The following is a 17,110-nucleotide window of genomic DNA, read 5'->3' as shown; positions in this document are numbered from 1 at the left end:
TCACCGCACGCGGGTGATCCGCACGCGCATCGCCACCGGGTACCTGCGGGCGAAGTCCTCCTCGACGCCGGATACGCGCCGCATTTCCGCGGCGTACTTCTCCACGTAGGGCGGGTACTCGTGCGCGAGTGGGAAGTCCTCCAGCACCTCGGCGTCCCCGGTGAGCACGACGATCTCGCCGCCGCGGCCGTTTCCGTCGAAGTTCAGCGACACCCGAGGGCGGGCCCTGACATGGGCGATCCGGTTGGCGTCCGCGCGGTTGTAAATCAGGATCGTGTCCTCGCCCTCCCACAGGAACCACACCGGGTTGGGCTGCGGCGTTCCGTCCGCGCCGATCGTGGTGAGCCACAGCACGATCTCCTCGGCGAGCCGTTCGCGCACGCGCTTGCCGGACGTGGTGGACGGGTCGGGGAGTACTTCGTTCGCCATAGGGGCAGCCTACGACGGACAGCGCCGCGGCGCCGTGCTTCGCGCGCCTTTCGACTCTCGCGCCGCGCCGCGATCACCCTGGTGATCATCCTCGAAGCGCAAAGAAATTCACCACGGTAAGAGCCTCCGCTATGGTGCGCTTATGACGCTCGTCGCGGCCGCCGCTCCCTCCGCGATCGGCGGTGCGGCGGTAGTCGCGGTCGTCCTCGGCTCAGCACTCTTACACGCGTCGTGGAACGCCCTCACGCACTCCGCGCGCGATCGGGTAGCGACGATGACCTTGATGGGCCTCGCGTACGCCGTGTGTGCACTGCCGCTGCTGTGGCTCGCTCCCGCGCCGGCCCGCGCGGCCTGGCCGTTTGTGGCCGCCTCGATCGTGCTGGAGACGGCGTACTCATACGGACTGGTCCTCGCCTACCGGTATGGCGACTTCAGTAGGACGTATCCGCTCGCCCGCGGCACCTCACCACTGCTCGTAGCGCTGTTCGCCACCCTCGTCCTCGGGCAGCATGCGTCCCTGGCTCAGCTGCTCGGAATCGGCGTCGTGTGCGCCGGACTGCTCATCCTCTCCTTCGCCGAAGGACTGCCGCGACGCGAGGACCGAGCCGCCGTCTGCGCCGCCATCGCCACCGGCTGCACGATCGCCGCGTACACGATCATCGACGGGCTCGGCGTGCGCCGCTCCGGATCAGTGCTCGGATACGCCGCGTGGACCTTCCTCGGCGAGGGCGCCGGCATCGTGCTGATCGCCCTCGCCCTGCGCCGCGCCAGGTTCCCTGAGATCTTCCGCGCGAACGTGCCGCGCAGCCTGCTCGGGGGAGTGGTCGCGATGACCGCTTACAGCCTGGTGCTGTGGGCGCAGACCCGCGGCACGCTGGCCGGAGTGGCGACGCTTCGGGAGACCTCGATCCTGATCGGCTGCCTCATCGGGACACTCCTCTTCCGCGAGCGCTTCGGCCGCACCCGGCTGCTCGCCTCCCTCGGCGTCGTCACCGGCATCCTGCTTATCGCGCACACCTGACGAAAGCCGCCAAATTCGGCCGCATCGAACCACAGTTTCCCTTGCTGCGCAAAGCTTTTCGTAAAAACTGCCATTTCCCGGCAGTGCCATCAGTCTCTTGAATCGATCTCACTAAACCGGATAGGCTGCGGCTCCTGAATAAGGGGGGAAATGTCATGCTGGCGACCGTATTCACAGTTTCTGCGCACGCAATGCAAATGGACGGTCACATAAACGGACCGAGCACCCCGCTGCTCGCCTACGCCATGTCCTGCGTCGGTTCGGCGCTTGGCCTCTCGGCCATGTCGCGGGCTCGCGCCACCGCCGGGGCGGTCCGCTGGCGCTGGCTCAGCCTCGGCGCGGTGTCGATCGGCGGCACCGGAATCTGGGTGATGCATTTCATCGCCATGCTCGGCTACGGGGTCACCGGGATTCAGATCACCTACGACCTGACCACGACGATCATCAGCATGCTCATCGCGATCATCGTCGTCGGAATCGGTCTGGTGATCGCCGTCTCCAGAGGCGCGACGCTGCCCGCACTCGCCACCGGCGGATTCGTCACGGGCATCGGCGTGGCGAGCATGCACTACTTCGGCATCTCCGCGATGCGTATGCCGGCCAGCGTGCATTATCGGCCGCTGATCGTGATCGCCTCAGTCGTGATCGCCGTGGTCGCGGCCACCGCGGCGCTGTGGGCGACGATGAACATCCGCGGTATCTTCGCGACCATCGGCGCCGCGTTGCTCATGGGCGTCGCCGTCACCGGGATGCACTACACCGGCATCGCGGCGATGCTGATCTACGCGGCTCCGGCGCCGGCCGTGTCTGGCATGACCGCGAGCGCGCTGCTCGAACCGCTGATCGGTGGGATCAGTCTGACCACCGTGGTCATCCTGTTCGTGGTCGGCCTCGCCGCCACCGAGAAGGACCTGCTCGAGCAGGCCGAGATCCGCGCCGATCTGCAAAAACTCGCCGAACGCAACGGTTAGGGTCAACCGGACGGTTCTTGTCGGCGCGGTGCCGTAGCTTTTACTTCCTCGGTCAACGCACGCAGCGATTGACTTACTGCACAGTCGACCCCACCGCACACCCAACCCGCTGCACGCAGAAGCAGGAGGCGCCCGATGACGGACTCACCCGGCATCGCCGAGATGATCCAGGTCACCGGGCTGGCCAAGACGTTCAAGACCAAGCGCGGCACGGTAGAGGCGGTGCGCGGCCTCGACCTGAGCGTGCGGGCCGGCGAGATCGTCGGCTTCCTCGGCCCGAATGGCGCGGGCAAGACCACCACGCTGCGCATGCTCACCACCTTGCTGGAGCCCAGCGGCGGCACCGCCGTGGTGGCCGGCGCGGATCTGCTGCGCGAGCCGACCGAGGTGCGCAAGCGGATCGGCTACGTGGCACAGACCGGCGGGACCGACGGCGCGTGCACGGTCGCCGAGGAACTGATCACTCAGGCCGAGCTCTACCGCCTCGGCGCGGCCGAAGCCCGGCAGCGCTGCGCCGCGCTCTTGAAGCAGCTCGACCTGTCCGGGCTCGAAGATCGCTATGTCAAGACCCTGTCGGGCGGTCAGAAGCGGCGGCTGGACATCGCGCTCGGCCTAGTGCACGCCCCGGGGCTGGTGTTCCTCGACGAGCCGACGACCGGCCTCGACCCGCAGAGCCGAGCCAACCTCTGGACACACGTGCGGCGGCTGCGCGACGAGCTGAACACCACGGTCTTCCTGACCACGCATTACCTCGACGAGGCCGATGCGCTGTGCGACCGGATCCTGATCATCGACTTCGGCCGGATCGTCGCGGAAGGCACGCCTGAAGAGCTCAAGCACCGTATCTCCGGCGACCTGGTGACTATCGAACTGCCGGGTGACCGCGACGGCGAGACAGCGCTCTCCGCACTGAAGAACGTTGAGGGCGTACGGGATGCGACGCTGAGCGGCAAGACGCTGCGTGTGATCGTCGACGCCGGCGGCCAGCAGCTGATGGGAATCATGCGCGCGCTGGACGCGGCCGGGGTGCCCATCGCATCCATCCAGCTGGCCCGGCCGACGCTCGACGACGTATTCCTCACATTGACCGGCCGCTCACTGCGCGACGACAGCCCCGGCTCCGGCGCCCCACCGCAACCCGGCGGTGCGGCCGGCGACTCGGCGGGCGCCGCGAACTTGGACGCATCCGACCCTGCGGCCGAGAGCGCTGCCGACGAGACAGCCGCTGACGAGACAGCCGCCCCGAGCGATGTGACCGGGAGCTCCCGATGAGCCTTGCCAGCACTCTGCGAGACACCCGGCTGATCTTCCGCCGGCAGCTGCGCCTTTCGCTACGCAACCCCGCGTGGCTGATCATCGGCGTAATCCAGCCGATCCTGTACTTGGCCCTGTTCGGACCGCTGGTCAAGCACTTCGTCAGCGCTCCCGGCGCGTCCTCGGATCAGGCCTGGCGGATCTTCGTGCCCGGTCTGCTGGTGCAGCTCGGCCTGTTCGGCAGCCTCTTCGTCGGCTTCGCGATCATCGCCGAGTGGCGCGCGGGCGTGATCGAGCGGATGCGCGTCACCCCGGTCAGCCGGTTCGCCCTGCTGTTCGGTCGGGTGCTGCGCGACATGATCGCGCTGCTCGTCCAGTCGACGATCCTGGTCCTCACCGGCCTGATCATGGGTCTGCGCGCGCCGGTCGGCGGGGTGCTGTTCGCCCTCGCGTTCATCGCGGTGCTCGCGATCAGCATGTCCTCGCTCTCTTACGCGGTCGGTCTCGCGCTCAAGAGCGAGGATTCGCTCGCTCCGCTGCTCAACTCGGTCGCCGTCCCGGTGCTGCTGCTCTCCGGCATCCTGCTGCCGATCACCCGCCAGTCCGCACCGAGTTGGCTCTATTACCTGTCCCGGATCAACCCGTTCCGCTACATCGTCGACGCGATGCGCGAGGTTTTCCTTGGTACCTACGCCGACCTCACCGTGTTGTGGGGCACGCTGATCAGCCTCGGCCTCGCCGTCGTCTGCATCATGCTCGGCGTGCGCCGCTTCCAGATCGACAGTGCTTGATCAAGAACGTGCTTGATCAGGAGCGCACCTGATCAAGGCGGTGCCCGACCGCGGCTCAGCTGAACGCAACGGCGAGCCAAAGCGCTGATTCGGCCGCCCAGCGCAGCCAGACGCCGTCGAACTCGGGCGCTTCCAGGTCGAGGCCGGCCAGGCTCGACCAGGACTCGGCCGGCCACCGGGATTCGTCGCGGGGGAGGATGACGGCGACGCGCGGCGGCTTGACTGGAACAAGGCGGGTGCCCGCGCGTTCGCCGTTCCGGCGCTGCTCGGCCCAGCGGTCAAGCAGCGCGGCGAGTGCGGCAGGGGCTTGGTCCTGCATTTCGAGCAGCAGGGCCTTGACGAAAGGCGCGCTGATCGCGACCAGGCCCGGTTCGCCGCCGTTGTGCTCACCTGCGCCGTTGTGCTCCGCCGCCGCGGCGGCGAACGAGAAGTAGGGGCCCGAATCGCGCTGCGGCCGCCAGGACTCGGCCAGTCGCACGACCTCATCCTCAGTCAGATCGCGGTAGCGGCGGCGCAGCGCGACCAACTGCTCCGTCGCGGCGGCGCGCGCGGCCGCCTGGTGCGCGCCGAAGGTCCAGTCCAGCCATTCGGCGCGGATGCGGGCTTCGAAAAACTCGCTCACCAAGCCGAGGCTACGCCAGGCGCGGTCAGAATCGGTCCGAAACCGCCATGGCCAGCCTGCCGGCGCAACTTCGCGGCCGCCGATCCGCTGACGCCCCGGCGGCGCACTGAATCAGCGAGTGAATCAGGATCCGTTCATCCCGGCCGGAACACCGCATGGCGGCTTTGGCTTGACTCGGCCGGTGCTCTGGTGTGGGTTTGGTGGTGACGGGTACGTCTGGAGCACTGGCGGAGAGGTCGCGCGTCGGGCAGTTACCAAAGCTGGGAGGCTGAGCATGACTGAACAGACTGGCCATACGACCGATGAGACCGGTTACCGCACCGATGGGGGCGCCACCCACCGGGTCGTGGTCATCGGCTCCGGATTCGGCGGCCTGTTCGCGACCCGCGCGCTACGTCACGCGAACGTGCAGGTCACCATAGTCGCCGCGACCCCGCATCACCTCTTCCAGCCGCTGCTCTACCAGGTCGCCACCGGCATTCTCTCCCAGGGCGAGGTGGCGCCCGCGACCCGGGAGATCCTGGCCAGGCAGCACAACGCCCGGGTGCTGCTCGGTGAGGTCATCGACATCGACCCGAGCGCGCGCAAGCTCACCGCTCGCGCACCCGGCCGCGGCGACCTGTTCCACGTCGAGTACGACAGCCTGATCGTGGCGACCGGCGCGACCCAGTCCTACTTCGGCAACGACCAGTTCGCCGAGTTCGCCCCCGGCCTCAAGAGCATCGACGACGCGCTCGAGCTGCGCGGCCGGATCTTCGGCGCCTTCGAACTGGCCGAGCTCGAACCGGATCCCGAGGTGGAGCGGCGGCGGCTGACCTTCGTCGTGGTCGGCGCCGGAGCGACCGGAGTGGAGATATCCGGGCAGATCGCCGAGCTGGCCCACCGCGCGCTGGTGGGGGAGTTCCGCCGGATCGACACTCGAAAGGCGCGCATCGTGCTGGTCGACGCCGCGCCGATGGTGTTGCCCACCTTCGGCGATCCGCTCTCCACCAAGGCCGCCGAGCGGTTGCGCAAGCTCGGCGTCGAGATTCACCTCGGTGCGATGGTGGTCGGCCTCGACGCCGGCGGCATCGAGATCAAACTGCACGACGGCGGGCACGAGCGGATCGAGGCGCTGACCAAGATCTGGGCCGCAGGCGTCTCCGCCTCGCCGCTCGGCCGGATTCTCGCGCAGCACGCCGGAGCCGAGGTGGACCGGGCCGGTCGGGTGAAGGTGAACCCGGACTGCTCGCTGCCCGGATTCCCGAACGTCTACGTGGTCGGCGACCTGATGGCGCTGGACAATCTGCCGGGTGTCGCGCAGGTCGCCATTCAGAGCGGCCGGCACGCGGCGCGCCAGATCCAGCTGCGCCTCGAGGGCAAGCCCGCCGGCGAGTCGTTCCACTACCACGACAAGGGCAGCATGGCGACGGTGTCCCGGTTCAACGCCGTGGCCAGCATCGGCAAGCTGAAACTCAGCGGCTTCGTCGCTTGGCTGCTCTGGCTGGTGGTGCACCTGATGTACCTAGTCGGGTTCAAGCACCGGGTCACCACGGTCCTGCACTGGGCGGTTAGCTTTGTCGGCCGCGGCCGTTCCGAGCGCGCCGTCACCGCGCAGCAGGTCTTCGCGCGCACCGCGTTGGAACAGCGCGCCGCGCAAGAGGTGATCGAGGCGGAGACCAGGGCCAGCGTGCAGTAGCAGACGCCGCGATCGCTGCGGGCCAAGTAATGAGGCGGTCGAGGACAGGACAGCAGAACGGCCTCGGCGCGCCTTAGCGTGCTGTTTCCGTGACGTCAATTAATATCTACGCAAAGCCCTTGTCTATGTGACAAGGCTCACTTACCGTCCAGTAATACTACCGGCCGGTAGCTGTGACGGTCGCAATGCCGCGACCGGCTCCGTGCATTTCCTGTCCTGTCACGGAGGACCCCATGGCTCCGGCCCACCCACACCCTTCACAGACCCCTGATTCGGCCCGCCCGGCGCAGCGTCGCGCCGCCCGACGAATTCGCGCTCGCACTCGCGCTCGCACGACACTGTCCGCCCTCGCGGTTGCCGCCATCCTCGGCGCGACCACCGTCGCCACCGCTGCGGGGCCCGCCGCTGCGGCGTCTACCGCGCAGCCGGTCAACAGGCCGGTGCCCTACAGCTTCGCCGCCGGGATCGCCGCCGAACTGCTCACTCCCGGCGCCGCCCCGCCGGGCTCGAATGATTTCGGCTGTAAGCCCACTGCTGCACACCCGTATCCCGTCGTCCTCGTGCACGGCACTTTCGGCGACATGACAGACTCCTGGCAAGCCCTCTCCCCGCTCCTGGCCAACCACGGCTACTGCGTCTTCGCGCTCAACTACGGCGGCGCGGCCGGCAGCATTTTCCAGGGCTACGAGGAGATCGCGGCTGGCGCGGGTCAGCTATCCGCCTTCATCGACCAGGTCCTCAGCGCGACCGGCGCCGCGAAGGTGGACATCGTCGGCCACTCCCAGGGCGGCATGCTCCCGCGCTATTACCTCGACTTCCTCGGCGGGGCGAACAAAGTGGACGCCCTGGTCGGCCTCTCGCCATCGAATCATGGCACCACTCTTGACGGCTTGTTCGGCCTGCTGGCCGCCTTCCCCGGCGGTTCGTCGTTCCTCGGCTCGCTCTGCGCGGCCTGCACTGAACAAGCCGTCGGCTCCTCGTTCCTGACGAACCTGAACGCAGGCGGCGACACCGTGCCAGGAGTGCGCTACACCGTCATCTCGACCAAATACGACGAGGTCGTCACGCCCTACACGTCCCAGTTCCTCTCCGGGCCTTCCGTCACGAACATCACGCTGCAGAACCAGTGCGGCCTGGACTTCGCCGATCACCTGGCCGTCATCTACGACCCGGTGGCGTTGAACGACGTGCTCAACGCCCTGGATCCAGCGCACCATGTGCCGGTCGGCTGCACGCTCGTCCTGCCGGTGCTCGGCGGCTGACTCAGCTGCCGCAGTAGGGAAGGCCGGGCTCGGGCTGGTCGTTCGCACCGCCACTGAGGTCGACCACTGACACCCAGCCGAAGGTACCCTGCGCCGACTCGGTCCAGGCCCACCAGTGATTACGCAGTCCCTGGAAGGTGTGCTCGGCGCCCGAGGACTGGCAGTAGAAGGGCTGCGGCCCGGCGCCGATCGTGCCGGAGGGGTTCAGCGTTTCGGGCTGGAACACCGCCGCACCGCCGTCGCGACCGACGGTGCACTCGAACTGGCCGGGTGCCAGCTTCGTGCAGCCACCGCTGCCGGCCGCGACGGCGGTGTAGCGCAGGTAAGGCGTGATCGGCGCGGGCGGCGTGACATTCGACGTCGCGCCCTGATTCGTCGTCTTCGCGGTCGTGCCGGTGGTGGCGCCGTTTCCGCCGGCGCCGCCTGCGCCACCCGCGCCGCCCATACCCATCGCCGGGACAGAGGGCTTCGCCGCGGTCGAACCCGGCGCGCCACCCATCCCGGCGCCCGGCTTGGCAGCCTGGCTGCCGCCGGTCATCGCGGGAGTATTCGTCGCCTTCGGGCGATCCGCGCTGGGCATCGCACCGATCACGGTCCCGTTGCCGGTCATCGCCTGGCGGCTGAGCACGACGCCGAGGGTCAGGCCCGCGACGATGCTGACGATCAGGAAAGCGGCCGGGGCGCGGCGCTTGCGCCCGGTTTTCACATAGGCGCCGTCAGCACCCTGCCGCTTCGAACCGCCGCGGCCACCGCGCCCGCCGCCCCGGCCGCTGTCGCGGCTCTCGGCGCGCGGCTTCGGCTTTCCGCCGCCTTCGCCGTTCCACTCGCGCAGCGCGTCGAGGCCGAAGTCCGGCGCGGGCTCCTGCTCGAGGTCCAGTTCGACGTACGGCACCGACTGCGTCGCGGTGGTCGCGCCGAACAAGTCGTCAAGGGTCTGCTCGTGCGCGGCCTCGGCGCTCGCGTTCGGATACGCCATGGCCAGTGACTCGAGCCGGCCGGCCACGATCGCCGCGGACGCGGGCCGCGCCGCGGGTTCCTTCGCCAGCATCCACAGCACCAGCTGGTCGATCTCGGGGGCCACCTCCGGGCGCCAGCGCCGCACCGGCGTCGGCTCGTCGTGCAGGTGGCGGTGCAGGATGGTGAGGCTGTCGTCAGCGGGGAACGGCGGCAGTCCGGTCAGCAGAACGTAGAGGATGCAGCCGACCGAGTACAGGTCGGACTGGATGGTCGCCGGACCGCCCATGATCCGCTCAGGGGCCGTATACGCCGGGGTGCCGAGGCTGTTCGCCCCGGTGCGGGTCAGCCGCTCGGTGAACCCGGCGCCCTGCAGGAAACCGGCGATGCCGAAGTCCAGGACTTTCACCATGCCGTCGTGGCTGACCATGATGTTGGCCGGTTTGATGTCCCGGTGCAGCACCCCAGCCTCGTGCGCCGCTTCCAGCGCCCGGCTCATCTGCACGCCGATGGCGAGGGCCGCGCCGATCGGCATCGGGCGCCCGCCGCGCAGCTCGTCCAGGTTGCAGCCGGTGACCAGCTCCATGACCACGAACTGGTGCCGCTGGTATTCGCCTTGGTCGTAGACCGCGACCACATTGGGGTGGGTGATCCGGGCCACCGCGATCGCCTCGCGGGTGAACCGGTCGGCGGTCTCCGGGTCGGTGCTCGGGTCGCCGAGCACCAGCTTGACCGCCACGTCCCGGCTCAGCCGTTCGTCCCGCGCCGCCCACACCTCGCCCATCGCGCCGAGGCCGAGCCAACGCGAGAGCCGGTACCGGCCCGCGATCAGGGCTCCTTCGTCGATCTGCTGCGAGTAGTGGTGGTCGGTGCTGGTCACAGGTCCCCCCTGGTCGGGCTCGCTGCGGAAACGTGGGTGTGTTCGGGACTGGACTCTTACTCAGGGCGTCCCGCGCCGGTGTGCGGCACCGGCGCGGGACGTCGTGGGTATATTCGGATGGACCGTCACTCTGGCGGTCGCGGCCGGATCAGCTGTTGTAGCCCCAGCTGTTCATATCACTACTGCTGTAGTTGTAGCCGCCCCAGTAGTTCCCGTTGCCGCCGTTGCGCAGCGGGCCGACCGCGCTCAGGTTGTTGCCGAGGTCGTTCACGTAGAACAGCCACTTGCCGTCCCAGCTGGGCGCCAGGCCGAACAGCGCGCCCGCGCCCGGACTCGAGCCGGAGACCGCGGTGGTGTCCAGCGCCTTGACCAAGACGACCTGGCCCTTGAGGCTGATCGCGATCAGGTTGCCGTTCGCCGCGTTGACCGTGAGCAGGAAGCCGCCGAACGAGGTCAATCCGAGCGGCATCTTGAGCAGCCCGGCCTCGGCCAGGGTGAATCCGAGCCCTGCGCTGTTGTGCCGGGTCGTGGCCCAGTTGATCTGCGCGATCCGGTTGGCGAGGGAGTCGGCGACGAACAGGGTGTTGCCGATGAGCGTTACTCCGGTCGGGCCCTGTACGAACCCGTCCTTGCTGACCATCTCCGGGAAGCCGGAGCCGACGATCACCGCGGTGTCCAGACGGAAGGTCTGCCGGGTGACATCCAGCTTCAGCCGCACGACAGTGCCCTTGTTGACCTGCTGGCCCATGTGCCCACCCACGCCGTTGAGGACGTTGGTGACGAACAGCTGCACGTCATCGCCGTGCTCCCAGGCCGAAAGGCCCCAGGGTCCGTTGATCCCGTGCCCGGTGATGACCGCCTTGGCGTGTCCCAGGCTGTTGAGCACGATCAGGCAGCCGGAGCCGGCCGTCTTGTAGGTGCCGTCGGTGGTGGGCAGGCTGCCGACGATGACCCAGCCGTTCTGCAGCACCGTCAGCGCGGTGGTCAGTCCGATGCCGCCGGGGCACCTGGACGGAAGCCGCGACTGGGTCAGCCACGAGAACAGCGTCTTCTTGCCGGTGTTCGGGTTGATCTCGACGATGCTCGAGCCGGTGCCGTTGAGGTTGCCCTTGTTGTTGTAGTTGCTCACCAGCACGTCGCCGCGCACCAGGTTGCCGATGCTGCGCGGCACGATCGCGACGCCGTACGGGTTGACGTCGCCGTTGGACGGAACCGTCGAGGAGATGGTCTTGAGGGTGGTGGTGCCCGTGGCGACGTTCGGAGACCACTTCGACGAGTAGCTCGCGTTCGACGAGGAGCTTCCATGACTCCAAGGCGACGCGTAAGCGGTCGTCAGCGCGCCGGCGGCAAGGGCGACCGCCGCGGCGGACCCGATGCCGACCCGGACCTTCGTTCTGCTCAACATGTCGCTGAACACGCTCCTTGAGATTTGTAATGCTTCAGGCTTTGTTCGGCTGATGCCGAGGGCGAGGCTTCGGACGGTTATCGGCCAAGCACGCGGCAAGTGCGGATCCGGTTCAACCCCGCGGCCCGAATCGGTATTACGAAACGCTGACGCGCCTCGCGCGCAGCAATACATCCGACTGTCCGTCAGTTCCTGCATCGCTCGGCACGGCCCCTGGCCGCCTGGGGTTCATCGTCGGATGAACTGGCTGTTGTGCTCGGCGATGCGTCGCCTTGTATACCGCGTCATACACGGCCTGATCCTCGGCACCAGGTGTGCCTGATGCGCCGCTGGTCCGCGGCGGGTGCGCGTTCGCGTTGAACCGCTTTCGAGAGTCCTGCGTGCTAGCGGTCACGCGCGCGCCGAGTCAGTCGGCTTGGCGCCTCGACAGCCACGGAAAGGGCGTGATGAGCACGTGCGCCGTCCTCTAGCAGCCCGCTTATCTGGCCTTGCCGTCCCACTCGGGGCGGCGGCTGCGCTGCTGCTGTCCGTCGGGCCCGCGCACGCGAGTTCCGGGTATGGACAGCTGATTGTGAACCCGGGCAAGGTCGCCCCCGGACAGAGTGTCAGCATTCTCGGCACCTGCCCGAACAACGGCCACGGCCTCGGTGGTGTTTACTCTTCCGCGTTCGTGGGCGGATCGGCGTCGCTGACACAGACCTCGATCAACTTCTCGGGCTCGGCGACCATCGCGTCGAACGCGTCCGGCAGCTACCAGGTGACCGCCGACTGCGGCCCGGGCAGCCCCAACGCGGTGACGATCACTGTTGCCGGCTCGGCGGTCGCGCCACCCACGACGCAACCGGCTTCCGCACCGGCCATGGCGAAGAGCTCAGCGGCCATGCCGCCGGCCGCGACGAGCAAGGCCGCAATGGGCGGCGGAATGAACCAGACCACCGCCAAGCCGGCCTCCCCCACGGCGAGCGGCGGTGCGATGGCCATGGGCGGCGGCGCCCAGGCGATGTCCCCGACGCCGGGCATGACCGCGGCCGGAAACGGGCCGGTGACCAGCACGGGCATCGTGCGGGTCGGCCTGGCCGGATCGAGCCGTTCCGCACTGACCACAGCAGGAGCCGCGGCGATAGCCGTGGCGCTGGCGCTGGCCGGCGGGGTCGGGTTCCTCGTGATCCGCCGCCGTCGCAACACACCTGGTACGCACTTCTAAGGAGCGAGAGTGTCCGCATCGAGTTCGCACGGACGGGACCGGCGCCAACAGCCCGGCCAGCCGTTGCGCAGGACGACGAGGGCTGAGTCGACCCGGGCCCGCCGGGAGCGTCGCAGTTGGCGGACGCGCAAGGTCGGTACGATCTTCGCCGCCATGCCGGTCGTGGTCATCGCCGCTGTAGGTGTAGCCATGGCCTCGCCCTTCCACCATCACCACAACAACAACGGCCAGGCTGCCGGCGCGACAGCGTGTATAAGCCCGGCTGCCGGAATGACCACGACGACCGTGGCCAACACCGGCGCGAATAACGCCGGCACGACCGGTGCGACGGCCAACAACGGTGGTGCGGCCAACAACGGCGGCGCCGCGAACAATGGCGGGACCGCCAACAACGGCGGCGCCGGCATGGCGAGCAGCAGCGCCGCGGCCAACACCAACATGGGTGGCGCTGCCAACCACATGACGACGGTGTACACGAGGCACCACTACGGTCCGAGTGCCTCGCCGACCGCGGCCGCGGCAGGCGCCGCCGGAGCCGGCGCTACCACAGCCGCCGCCGGCACTGGCGCGGCTGCGGGTACGGGCGCCGCCGCCACCACCTCGGCCGCCGCAGGTACCGGTACCGGCGCCGCCGCCGCGACCACCTCGGCCGCCGCCGCGAAGCCGACCTGCACCGCGACCGCAGCCGCGGCCACCACCTCGGCCGCCGCCGCTGCCGCGGCCACCCCGAACCCGAACTGCACCCTGATCGTCCCGGCCAACCCGCTCACGGCGGCCGGCCTGGCCACGCCGTACCAGCTCGTCGCGACCGACGCGGCGATGGGTCCGTGCAACGAGGCCAACGCGGCGCAGTCGGCCTTCGTCGAAGGCGCGATCCTTACCGCGGACGGACAGCTGACGCTGTACGACCCGCTGGTGATCGACAAGGGCACCCAGCCCGCGGCGCCCACGAAGGCCGCACAGGTCCCGGCCGGCTCGACCGTCGGGCTCTGGTTCGGGTTCAACGGCACCAACCTGACGCTTCAGTCCGCAGCGGGAACCAACAGCCTGACGCAGGGCAACTGTGTCAACGGCGCCCAGGGCTCGATCTTCGGCCAGTTCTCCTACTGCAACGCCCCGGCGTTCTTCCAGACGGCGAACCAGGAGATCGGCGCGAACATGCTGCAGGTGCCGCCGGTCGGCACCGCGACGGACGGGCTGCCTTGCCCGACCACGCGTGACTTCTCCCTGGTGGACCAGGACCAGAGCGACAACGTCGTGACCCACTACCTCGCCAACGCGAACGGCCAGACCGCGCAGATGAACGCGGCGTCGATGGCCGCGGTCCCGAACGCCACCGACCTGGCGAACGGCTCGGACAACCTGCTGCTGAACAAGTTCGTGGACCCGACGCTCGGCTGCCAGCCGTGGACCCGTCCGAACCAGTCCAGCGACGGGCAGGCCACTGGCGCTCTGCCGCTCGACGAGCTCTCAGCGATGGCCAACCAGCAGGCTCCGATCGCGATGGTGCCGCTGAACGACCCGATGACCCTGAACAACAACAACATGTCGCAGAGCAAGGCGAACCTGTACCGCGCCGGCGTCGACCAGGGTGCGATCGGTCAGGCTGCTGACAACGGCAACGGTGCCACGTACTGCACCAACCTGTTCGGCAACCCGGCGGGTATCGCGCGGGTGTTCAAGGACATGGCCATCTTCCAGAACGGTCCCTCGGTGGACGCGGCTATGGCCACCAACCTGTTCACCTTCCTGGCGATGCGCGCCAACCAGTCCTTCACCAACCTCAACTGCCAGGGCCTGCTCAACATGCCCAACCCGATCGCGCTCACCACCAACGGCCAGGGCGTCGTGACGGCCGCGGTCATGGTGCCGCTCGGCCAGACCCCGCCGCAGGTCATGGCGGGAGCGGGCGCGGCGGCCGGTGGCGCCAACACGGCCACCACCGCCCCGGCGGCCGGTGGCGCGACTCCCACGCCGACCATGACCATGCAGAAGAAGCCCAAGAAGGTCCGCTGGTAACCGCAGCACCTTGATTCGATAGCAGGGCCCTTTGAAGACTGGGTCCGCTTGAAAGCCTGGCCCGCGTACCTTGGAAAGTCAGGGTACGCGGGCCGGTCGCGCGTCCGAGGCCGCCTCTAGGCGGCGGTCAACGCCGCCTCGATCGCCGCTCCGTTGCGCTCCAGCCAGGCCTCGCGCCGCTTGATCTCGTCGCCGACTCCGGCCTCCCACATGCGCGCCCAGCCGCCTCCCTCCGCCTGCGCGATGTAGCGCATCGAGAACCAGATACGGCGCGCACGCAGCACTGCGACCTCCACGACACGAGAGCGATCGATGTCCGACAGCCCGTACGCGTCGGCGAGGATCCGGCATCGGCGCGGGACGTCGACGTCGCGAAGCAGCGGGTCGCGGTCGGCGGGGTCCTCGAACGGCGCCCAGAAGCGCATCGCGTTCTGTACTTCGTCAACCCTCGAGACCGGCTTGGCCAGGTCGAAATCGATGAGCGCGACCGCCCGGCCGTCCCGGAACACAATGTTGTCCGGTGAGACGTCCATGTGGCCGACCAACTCGACGGGATAGGGCGGAGGCGGTGGCCGGTCCGGGTCCTGCGGCGCCGCCGATCCCTGAAACGCCCGGATCCCCTCAGGTAGCGTGAACCCGGCTGCGGCATCGTCGTATTCGCGCAGGAATTCACCGACCGACACCAGCCGCCGCTCGTCCGCGATCCATGCCGGCCTCGGCCGAGCGGCCACCTCTCCGTGGATGAACGTCAGCACCTCGCGGCCCGCCGCGTCGATGCCGAGGAGCCTCGGCGCGCCCTGGAAACCGACCGATTCGAGGTAGCGCAGCAGCGCGTGCACCAGCGGCGCATTGGCGCCGATCGGCCTGCGCACCGTCTCGCCGACGCGCACGACGCCTTCGGTGACGTCCCCGCCGACAAGCGGGATTTCGGGCTCTGTCTCGCTCGGCTCGGCGTACCTCTGCGTCCCGGTCACCGGGTCGGATGGCGTCACAGTCCCAAGAGCCTATAGAGACACGCCTATCGAGACATACCAACGCCCCCGAAGCGGACCGAGCCGTCTGGTCTCGGCCGCCTCGGGGGCGCCAACCCATCCCGGGTTATGAGTGCTGCACAGGCACGTCCAGCAGGGTCTTGCCGGTGGCCGTCACCACCTGGAACTTCGAGATCTCACTCGCCTGCATCGCCACCCCGCCGGGGATGGTGGCCGTGCCGCTAGACGGAGCCCACCAGGTGCTGGCCACTACGCGATCGCCCTTGCCGTCGACCGCGAGGAGCATGCAGTCGTCGCCCGGCGGGACGTTGTGCATCGTGACCTGGACCCAGCTGCCCCACTCTGTCGCGTGGTACTGGACCGTGCCGGTGATGCCCATCGCCGCGTTGGCCGCGTTGATCGTCGTCGTCACCGGCGCGTTCGAGCCGGCGGTCCCCGCGTACACGCTGATCACCGCGGTCGCGGCCAGGACGCCGCCGGCCGCCGCGATGGAGACGCGGCGCATCAGGCTGCCGGACCACAGGCTCGAAAGCAGGCCGGATTTCTGATGCCCGGCCGACTTCTGCCGCGCCGGACGCCGACGTCGCGCGCGCCCGGAGTGGCTCGAACCGCCGGGGGACAGGTCGAGATCGGGGTCGCCGGCGAATCCGGACGAGCCCGGCCCCGAGCTCCAGGCGGAGGCGGGCGAGGAAGCCGCCGAGTTGGGCACCGCGCCCCGACCCGACGCCTCCCGAGCCGCGGCCTTCTCCAGCAGCCGGGTCAGCAGTTCGCCGTCCGGGGGTACCGGTCCGGCTGCCATTTCGGTCTCGGTGATGCGGGCCAGCACCGCCGGTACCGCGGCAAGCTCGCGGTACTCGGCGCGGCAGGCTGCGCAGTCCACCAAGTGAATACGGACCTGGTCGGCCTCGGCCGGGTCCAGTGCGCCGAGCGCGTAAGAGCCCAGCGCGATGCGTTGATCCGGCGAGCAGGAGTCTGCCGCCGGCGGATAACCGGGCGGGTAGCCAGGCGGTCCGGTCCTTCCCCGACCGGACCCGGCGCCCGCGTGCGAGCGATCGGTCACGGAGTAACCCCCCGTTCCTCACAGGCGAGCCGCAGGGCTCTCAATGCGTAGTAGGTGCGGGACTTTACGGTTCCAGGAGGTATGCCGAGCGTCTTCGCGGCCTGCGCGACGGACGCCCCATGGTAATAGGTTTCCACAAGCACGGCCCGGTGCTCCGGGGAGAGCACGGCCACCACCTCGGCCAGTTCCCAGGCGTCCAGGCTGCGGTCGTACGGGTCGGCGCCGGTGTCGGCCAGCGACTGCGCCCAGTCCTCCCCTAGGCGCCCCTCGCCGACCTCGGGCGGGCGGGTCTTGCGTGCCCTGATGGCATCGATGACCAGGTTGCGGGCCACCGTGAACAGCCAGTTGCGCGGCGAGCCGCGCGACGGGTCCATCGCCTCAGGATGGGTCCAGGCCCGCAGCAGGGTCTCCTGCACCACGTCCTCGGCGGCCGAGCGGTCACCGTGCAGCAGCCGCAGCGCGTATCCGAGCAGCGGGCCGGCGTGCTCCGCGTAGAGCGCCCTCAGCCGGTCCTCGCTGGTACGCGCCGGTTTTCGGGACTGATCCGCCTTGGTTGGCAGGGTCCTGC

At 69.0% G+C, this 17,110-nt stretch carries 15 protein-coding genes; 8 read left to right on the top strand and 7 right to left on the bottom strand.

The window, feature by feature from the left end; genetic code table 11:
- Positions 1–429, bottom strand: coding sequence for a TIGR03667 family PPOX class F420-dependent oxidoreductase (locus VN779_RS11705; RefSeq protein ID WP_325722511.1), 429 nt, complete (start codon positions 427–429; stop codon positions 1–3).
- A gap of 142 nt (positions 430–571) precedes the next feature.
- Here VN779_RS11705 and VN779_RS11700 point away from each other — a divergent pair, with 142 nt between their 5' ends.
- From VN779_RS11700 to VN779_RS11685, 4 genes are all read left to right on the top strand, one after another.
- Positions 572–1,450 (top strand): GRP family sugar transporter, encoded by an 879-nt coding sequence (locus VN779_RS11700; protein ID WP_325722510.1) that lies wholly within the window; start codon positions 572–574, stop codon positions 1,448–1,450.
- Between the two features lie 197 nt (positions 1,451–1,647).
- The gene (locus VN779_RS11695) at positions 1,648–2,421 is read left to right on the top strand and encodes an MHYT domain-containing protein (protein WP_325722509.1); all 774 of its coding nucleotides are present in this window, start codon (positions 1,648–1,650) and stop codon (positions 2,419–2,421) included.
- 162 nt (positions 2,422–2,583) lie between these two features.
- The gene (locus VN779_RS11690; RefSeq protein ID WP_349260742.1) at positions 2,584–3,693 is read left to right on the top strand and encodes an ATP-binding cassette domain-containing protein; all 1,110 of its coding nucleotides are present in this window, start codon (positions 2,584–2,586) and stop codon (positions 3,691–3,693) included.
- Positions 3,690–4,466, top strand: coding sequence for an ABC transporter permease (locus VN779_RS11685; protein WP_325722507.1), 777 nt, complete (start codon positions 3,690–3,692; stop codon positions 4,464–4,466). The genes VN779_RS11690 and VN779_RS11685 overlap by 4 nt, the downstream gene beginning before the upstream one ends.
- A gap of 55 nt (positions 4,467–4,521) precedes the next feature.
- Here VN779_RS11685 and VN779_RS11680 read toward each other — a convergent pair whose 3' ends face one another.
- Positions 4,522–5,088 (bottom strand): hypothetical protein, encoded by a 567-nt coding sequence (locus VN779_RS11680; RefSeq protein ID WP_325722506.1) that lies wholly within the window; start codon positions 5,086–5,088, stop codon positions 4,522–4,524.
- A 274-nt stretch (positions 5,089–5,362) separates the two neighbouring features.
- Here VN779_RS11680 and VN779_RS11675 point away from each other — a divergent pair, with 274 nt between their 5' ends.
- A complete protein-coding gene (locus tag VN779_RS11675) occupies positions 5,363–6,766 on the top strand; it encodes an NAD(P)/FAD-dependent oxidoreductase (RefSeq protein ID WP_325722505.1) in 1,404 nt (467 codons plus the stop codon).
- A 233-nt stretch (positions 6,767–6,999) separates the two neighbouring features.
- Positions 7,000–8,028 carry an esterase/lipase family protein gene (locus VN779_RS11670; protein ID WP_325722504.1) on the top strand — a complete coding sequence of 343 codons (1,029 nt, stop codon included), beginning with the start codon at positions 7,000–7,002 and terminating at the stop codon, positions 8,026–8,028.
- A 1-nt stretch (position 8,029) separates the two neighbouring features.
- Here the strand turns inward: VN779_RS11670 and VN779_RS11665 are convergent, their stop codons facing one another.
- Both VN779_RS11665 and VN779_RS11660 read right to left on the bottom strand, forming a co-directional pair.
- The gene (locus VN779_RS11665; RefSeq protein WP_325722503.1) at positions 8,030–9,862 is read right to left on the bottom strand and encodes a serine/threonine-protein kinase; all 1,833 of its coding nucleotides are present in this window, start codon (positions 9,860–9,862) and stop codon (positions 8,030–8,032) included.
- Between the two features lie 148 nt (positions 9,863–10,010).
- Positions 10,011–11,267 (bottom strand): hypothetical protein, encoded by a 1,257-nt coding sequence (locus tag VN779_RS11660; protein ID WP_325722502.1) that lies wholly within the window; start codon positions 11,265–11,267, stop codon positions 10,011–10,013.
- Positions 11,268–11,838: 571 nt separating this feature from the next.
- Between VN779_RS11660 and VN779_RS11655 the strand changes: the two genes are divergently transcribed.
- Together VN779_RS11655 and VN779_RS11650 are read left to right on the top strand one after the other, a co-directional pair.
- Complete coding sequence (locus VN779_RS11655) at positions 11,839–12,471, top strand: hypothetical protein (protein WP_325722501.1); 633 nt, start codon at positions 11,839–11,841, stop codon at positions 12,469–12,471.
- Positions 12,472–12,480: 9 nt separating this feature from the next.
- Positions 12,481–14,490, top strand: coding sequence for a hypothetical protein (locus VN779_RS11650; protein WP_325722500.1), 2,010 nt, complete (start codon positions 12,481–12,483; stop codon positions 14,488–14,490).
- A 116-nt stretch (positions 14,491–14,606) separates the two neighbouring features.
- Here VN779_RS11650 and VN779_RS11645 read toward each other — a convergent pair whose 3' ends face one another.
- From VN779_RS11645 to VN779_RS11635, 3 genes are all read right to left on the bottom strand, one after another.
- Positions 14,607–15,482 carry a hypothetical protein gene (locus VN779_RS11645; protein ID WP_325722499.1) on the bottom strand — a complete coding sequence of 292 codons (876 nt, stop codon included), beginning with the start codon at positions 15,480–15,482 and terminating at the stop codon, positions 14,607–14,609.
- A 106-nt stretch (positions 15,483–15,588) separates the two neighbouring features.
- Complete coding sequence (locus tag VN779_RS11640; protein ID WP_325722498.1) at positions 15,589–16,542, bottom strand: anti-sigma factor family protein; 954 nt, start codon at positions 16,540–16,542, stop codon at positions 15,589–15,591.
- On the bottom strand, positions 16,539–17,102 hold the full coding sequence (locus VN779_RS11635; protein WP_349260741.1) for a sigma-70 family RNA polymerase sigma factor: 564 nt from the start codon (positions 17,100–17,102) through the stop codon (positions 16,539–16,541). Before VN779_RS11635 ends, VN779_RS11640 begins: the two co-directional genes overlap by 4 nt.
- Between the last annotated feature and the right edge of the window lie 8 nt (positions 17,103–17,110).

The sequence above is a fragment of the Actinocrinis sp. genome, assembly GCF_035605935.1.
In the GTDB taxonomy this organism is placed as follows: Bacteria; Actinomycetota; Actinomycetes; order Streptomycetales; family Catenulisporaceae; genus Actinocrinis.
Note: the sequence above shows the minus strand (reverse complement) of the source record. Positions and strands in the feature narration are given on the sequence as shown.

Coding starts and splice junctions, on each gene's coding strand:
- VN779_RS11705 (WP_325722511.1), bottom strand. CDS start 429: ATGGCGAACGAAGTACTCCCCGACCCGTCCACCACGTCCGGCAAGCGC.
- VN779_RS11695 (WP_325722509.1), top strand. CDS start 1,648: ATGGACGGTCACATAAACGGACCGAGCACCCCGCTGCTCGCCTACGCC.
- VN779_RS11700 (WP_325722510.1), top strand. CDS start 572: ATGACGCTCGTCGCGGCCGCCGCTCCCTCCGCGATCGGCGGTGCGGCG.
- VN779_RS11670 (WP_325722504.1), top strand. CDS start 7,000: ATGGCTCCGGCCCACCCACACCCTTCACAGACCCCTGATTCGGCCCGC.
- VN779_RS11660 (WP_325722502.1), bottom strand. CDS start 11,267: ATGTTGAGCAGAACGAAGGTCCGGGTCGGCATCGGGTCCGCCGCGGCG.
- VN779_RS11685 (WP_325722507.1), top strand. CDS start 3,690: ATGAGCCTTGCCAGCACTCTGCGAGACACCCGGCTGATCTTCCGCCGG.
- VN779_RS11675 (WP_325722505.1), top strand. CDS start 5,363: ATGACTGAACAGACTGGCCATACGACCGATGAGACCGGTTACCGCACC.
- VN779_RS11690 (WP_349260742.1), top strand. CDS start 2,584: ATGATCCAGGTCACCGGGCTGGCCAAGACGTTCAAGACCAAGCGCGGC.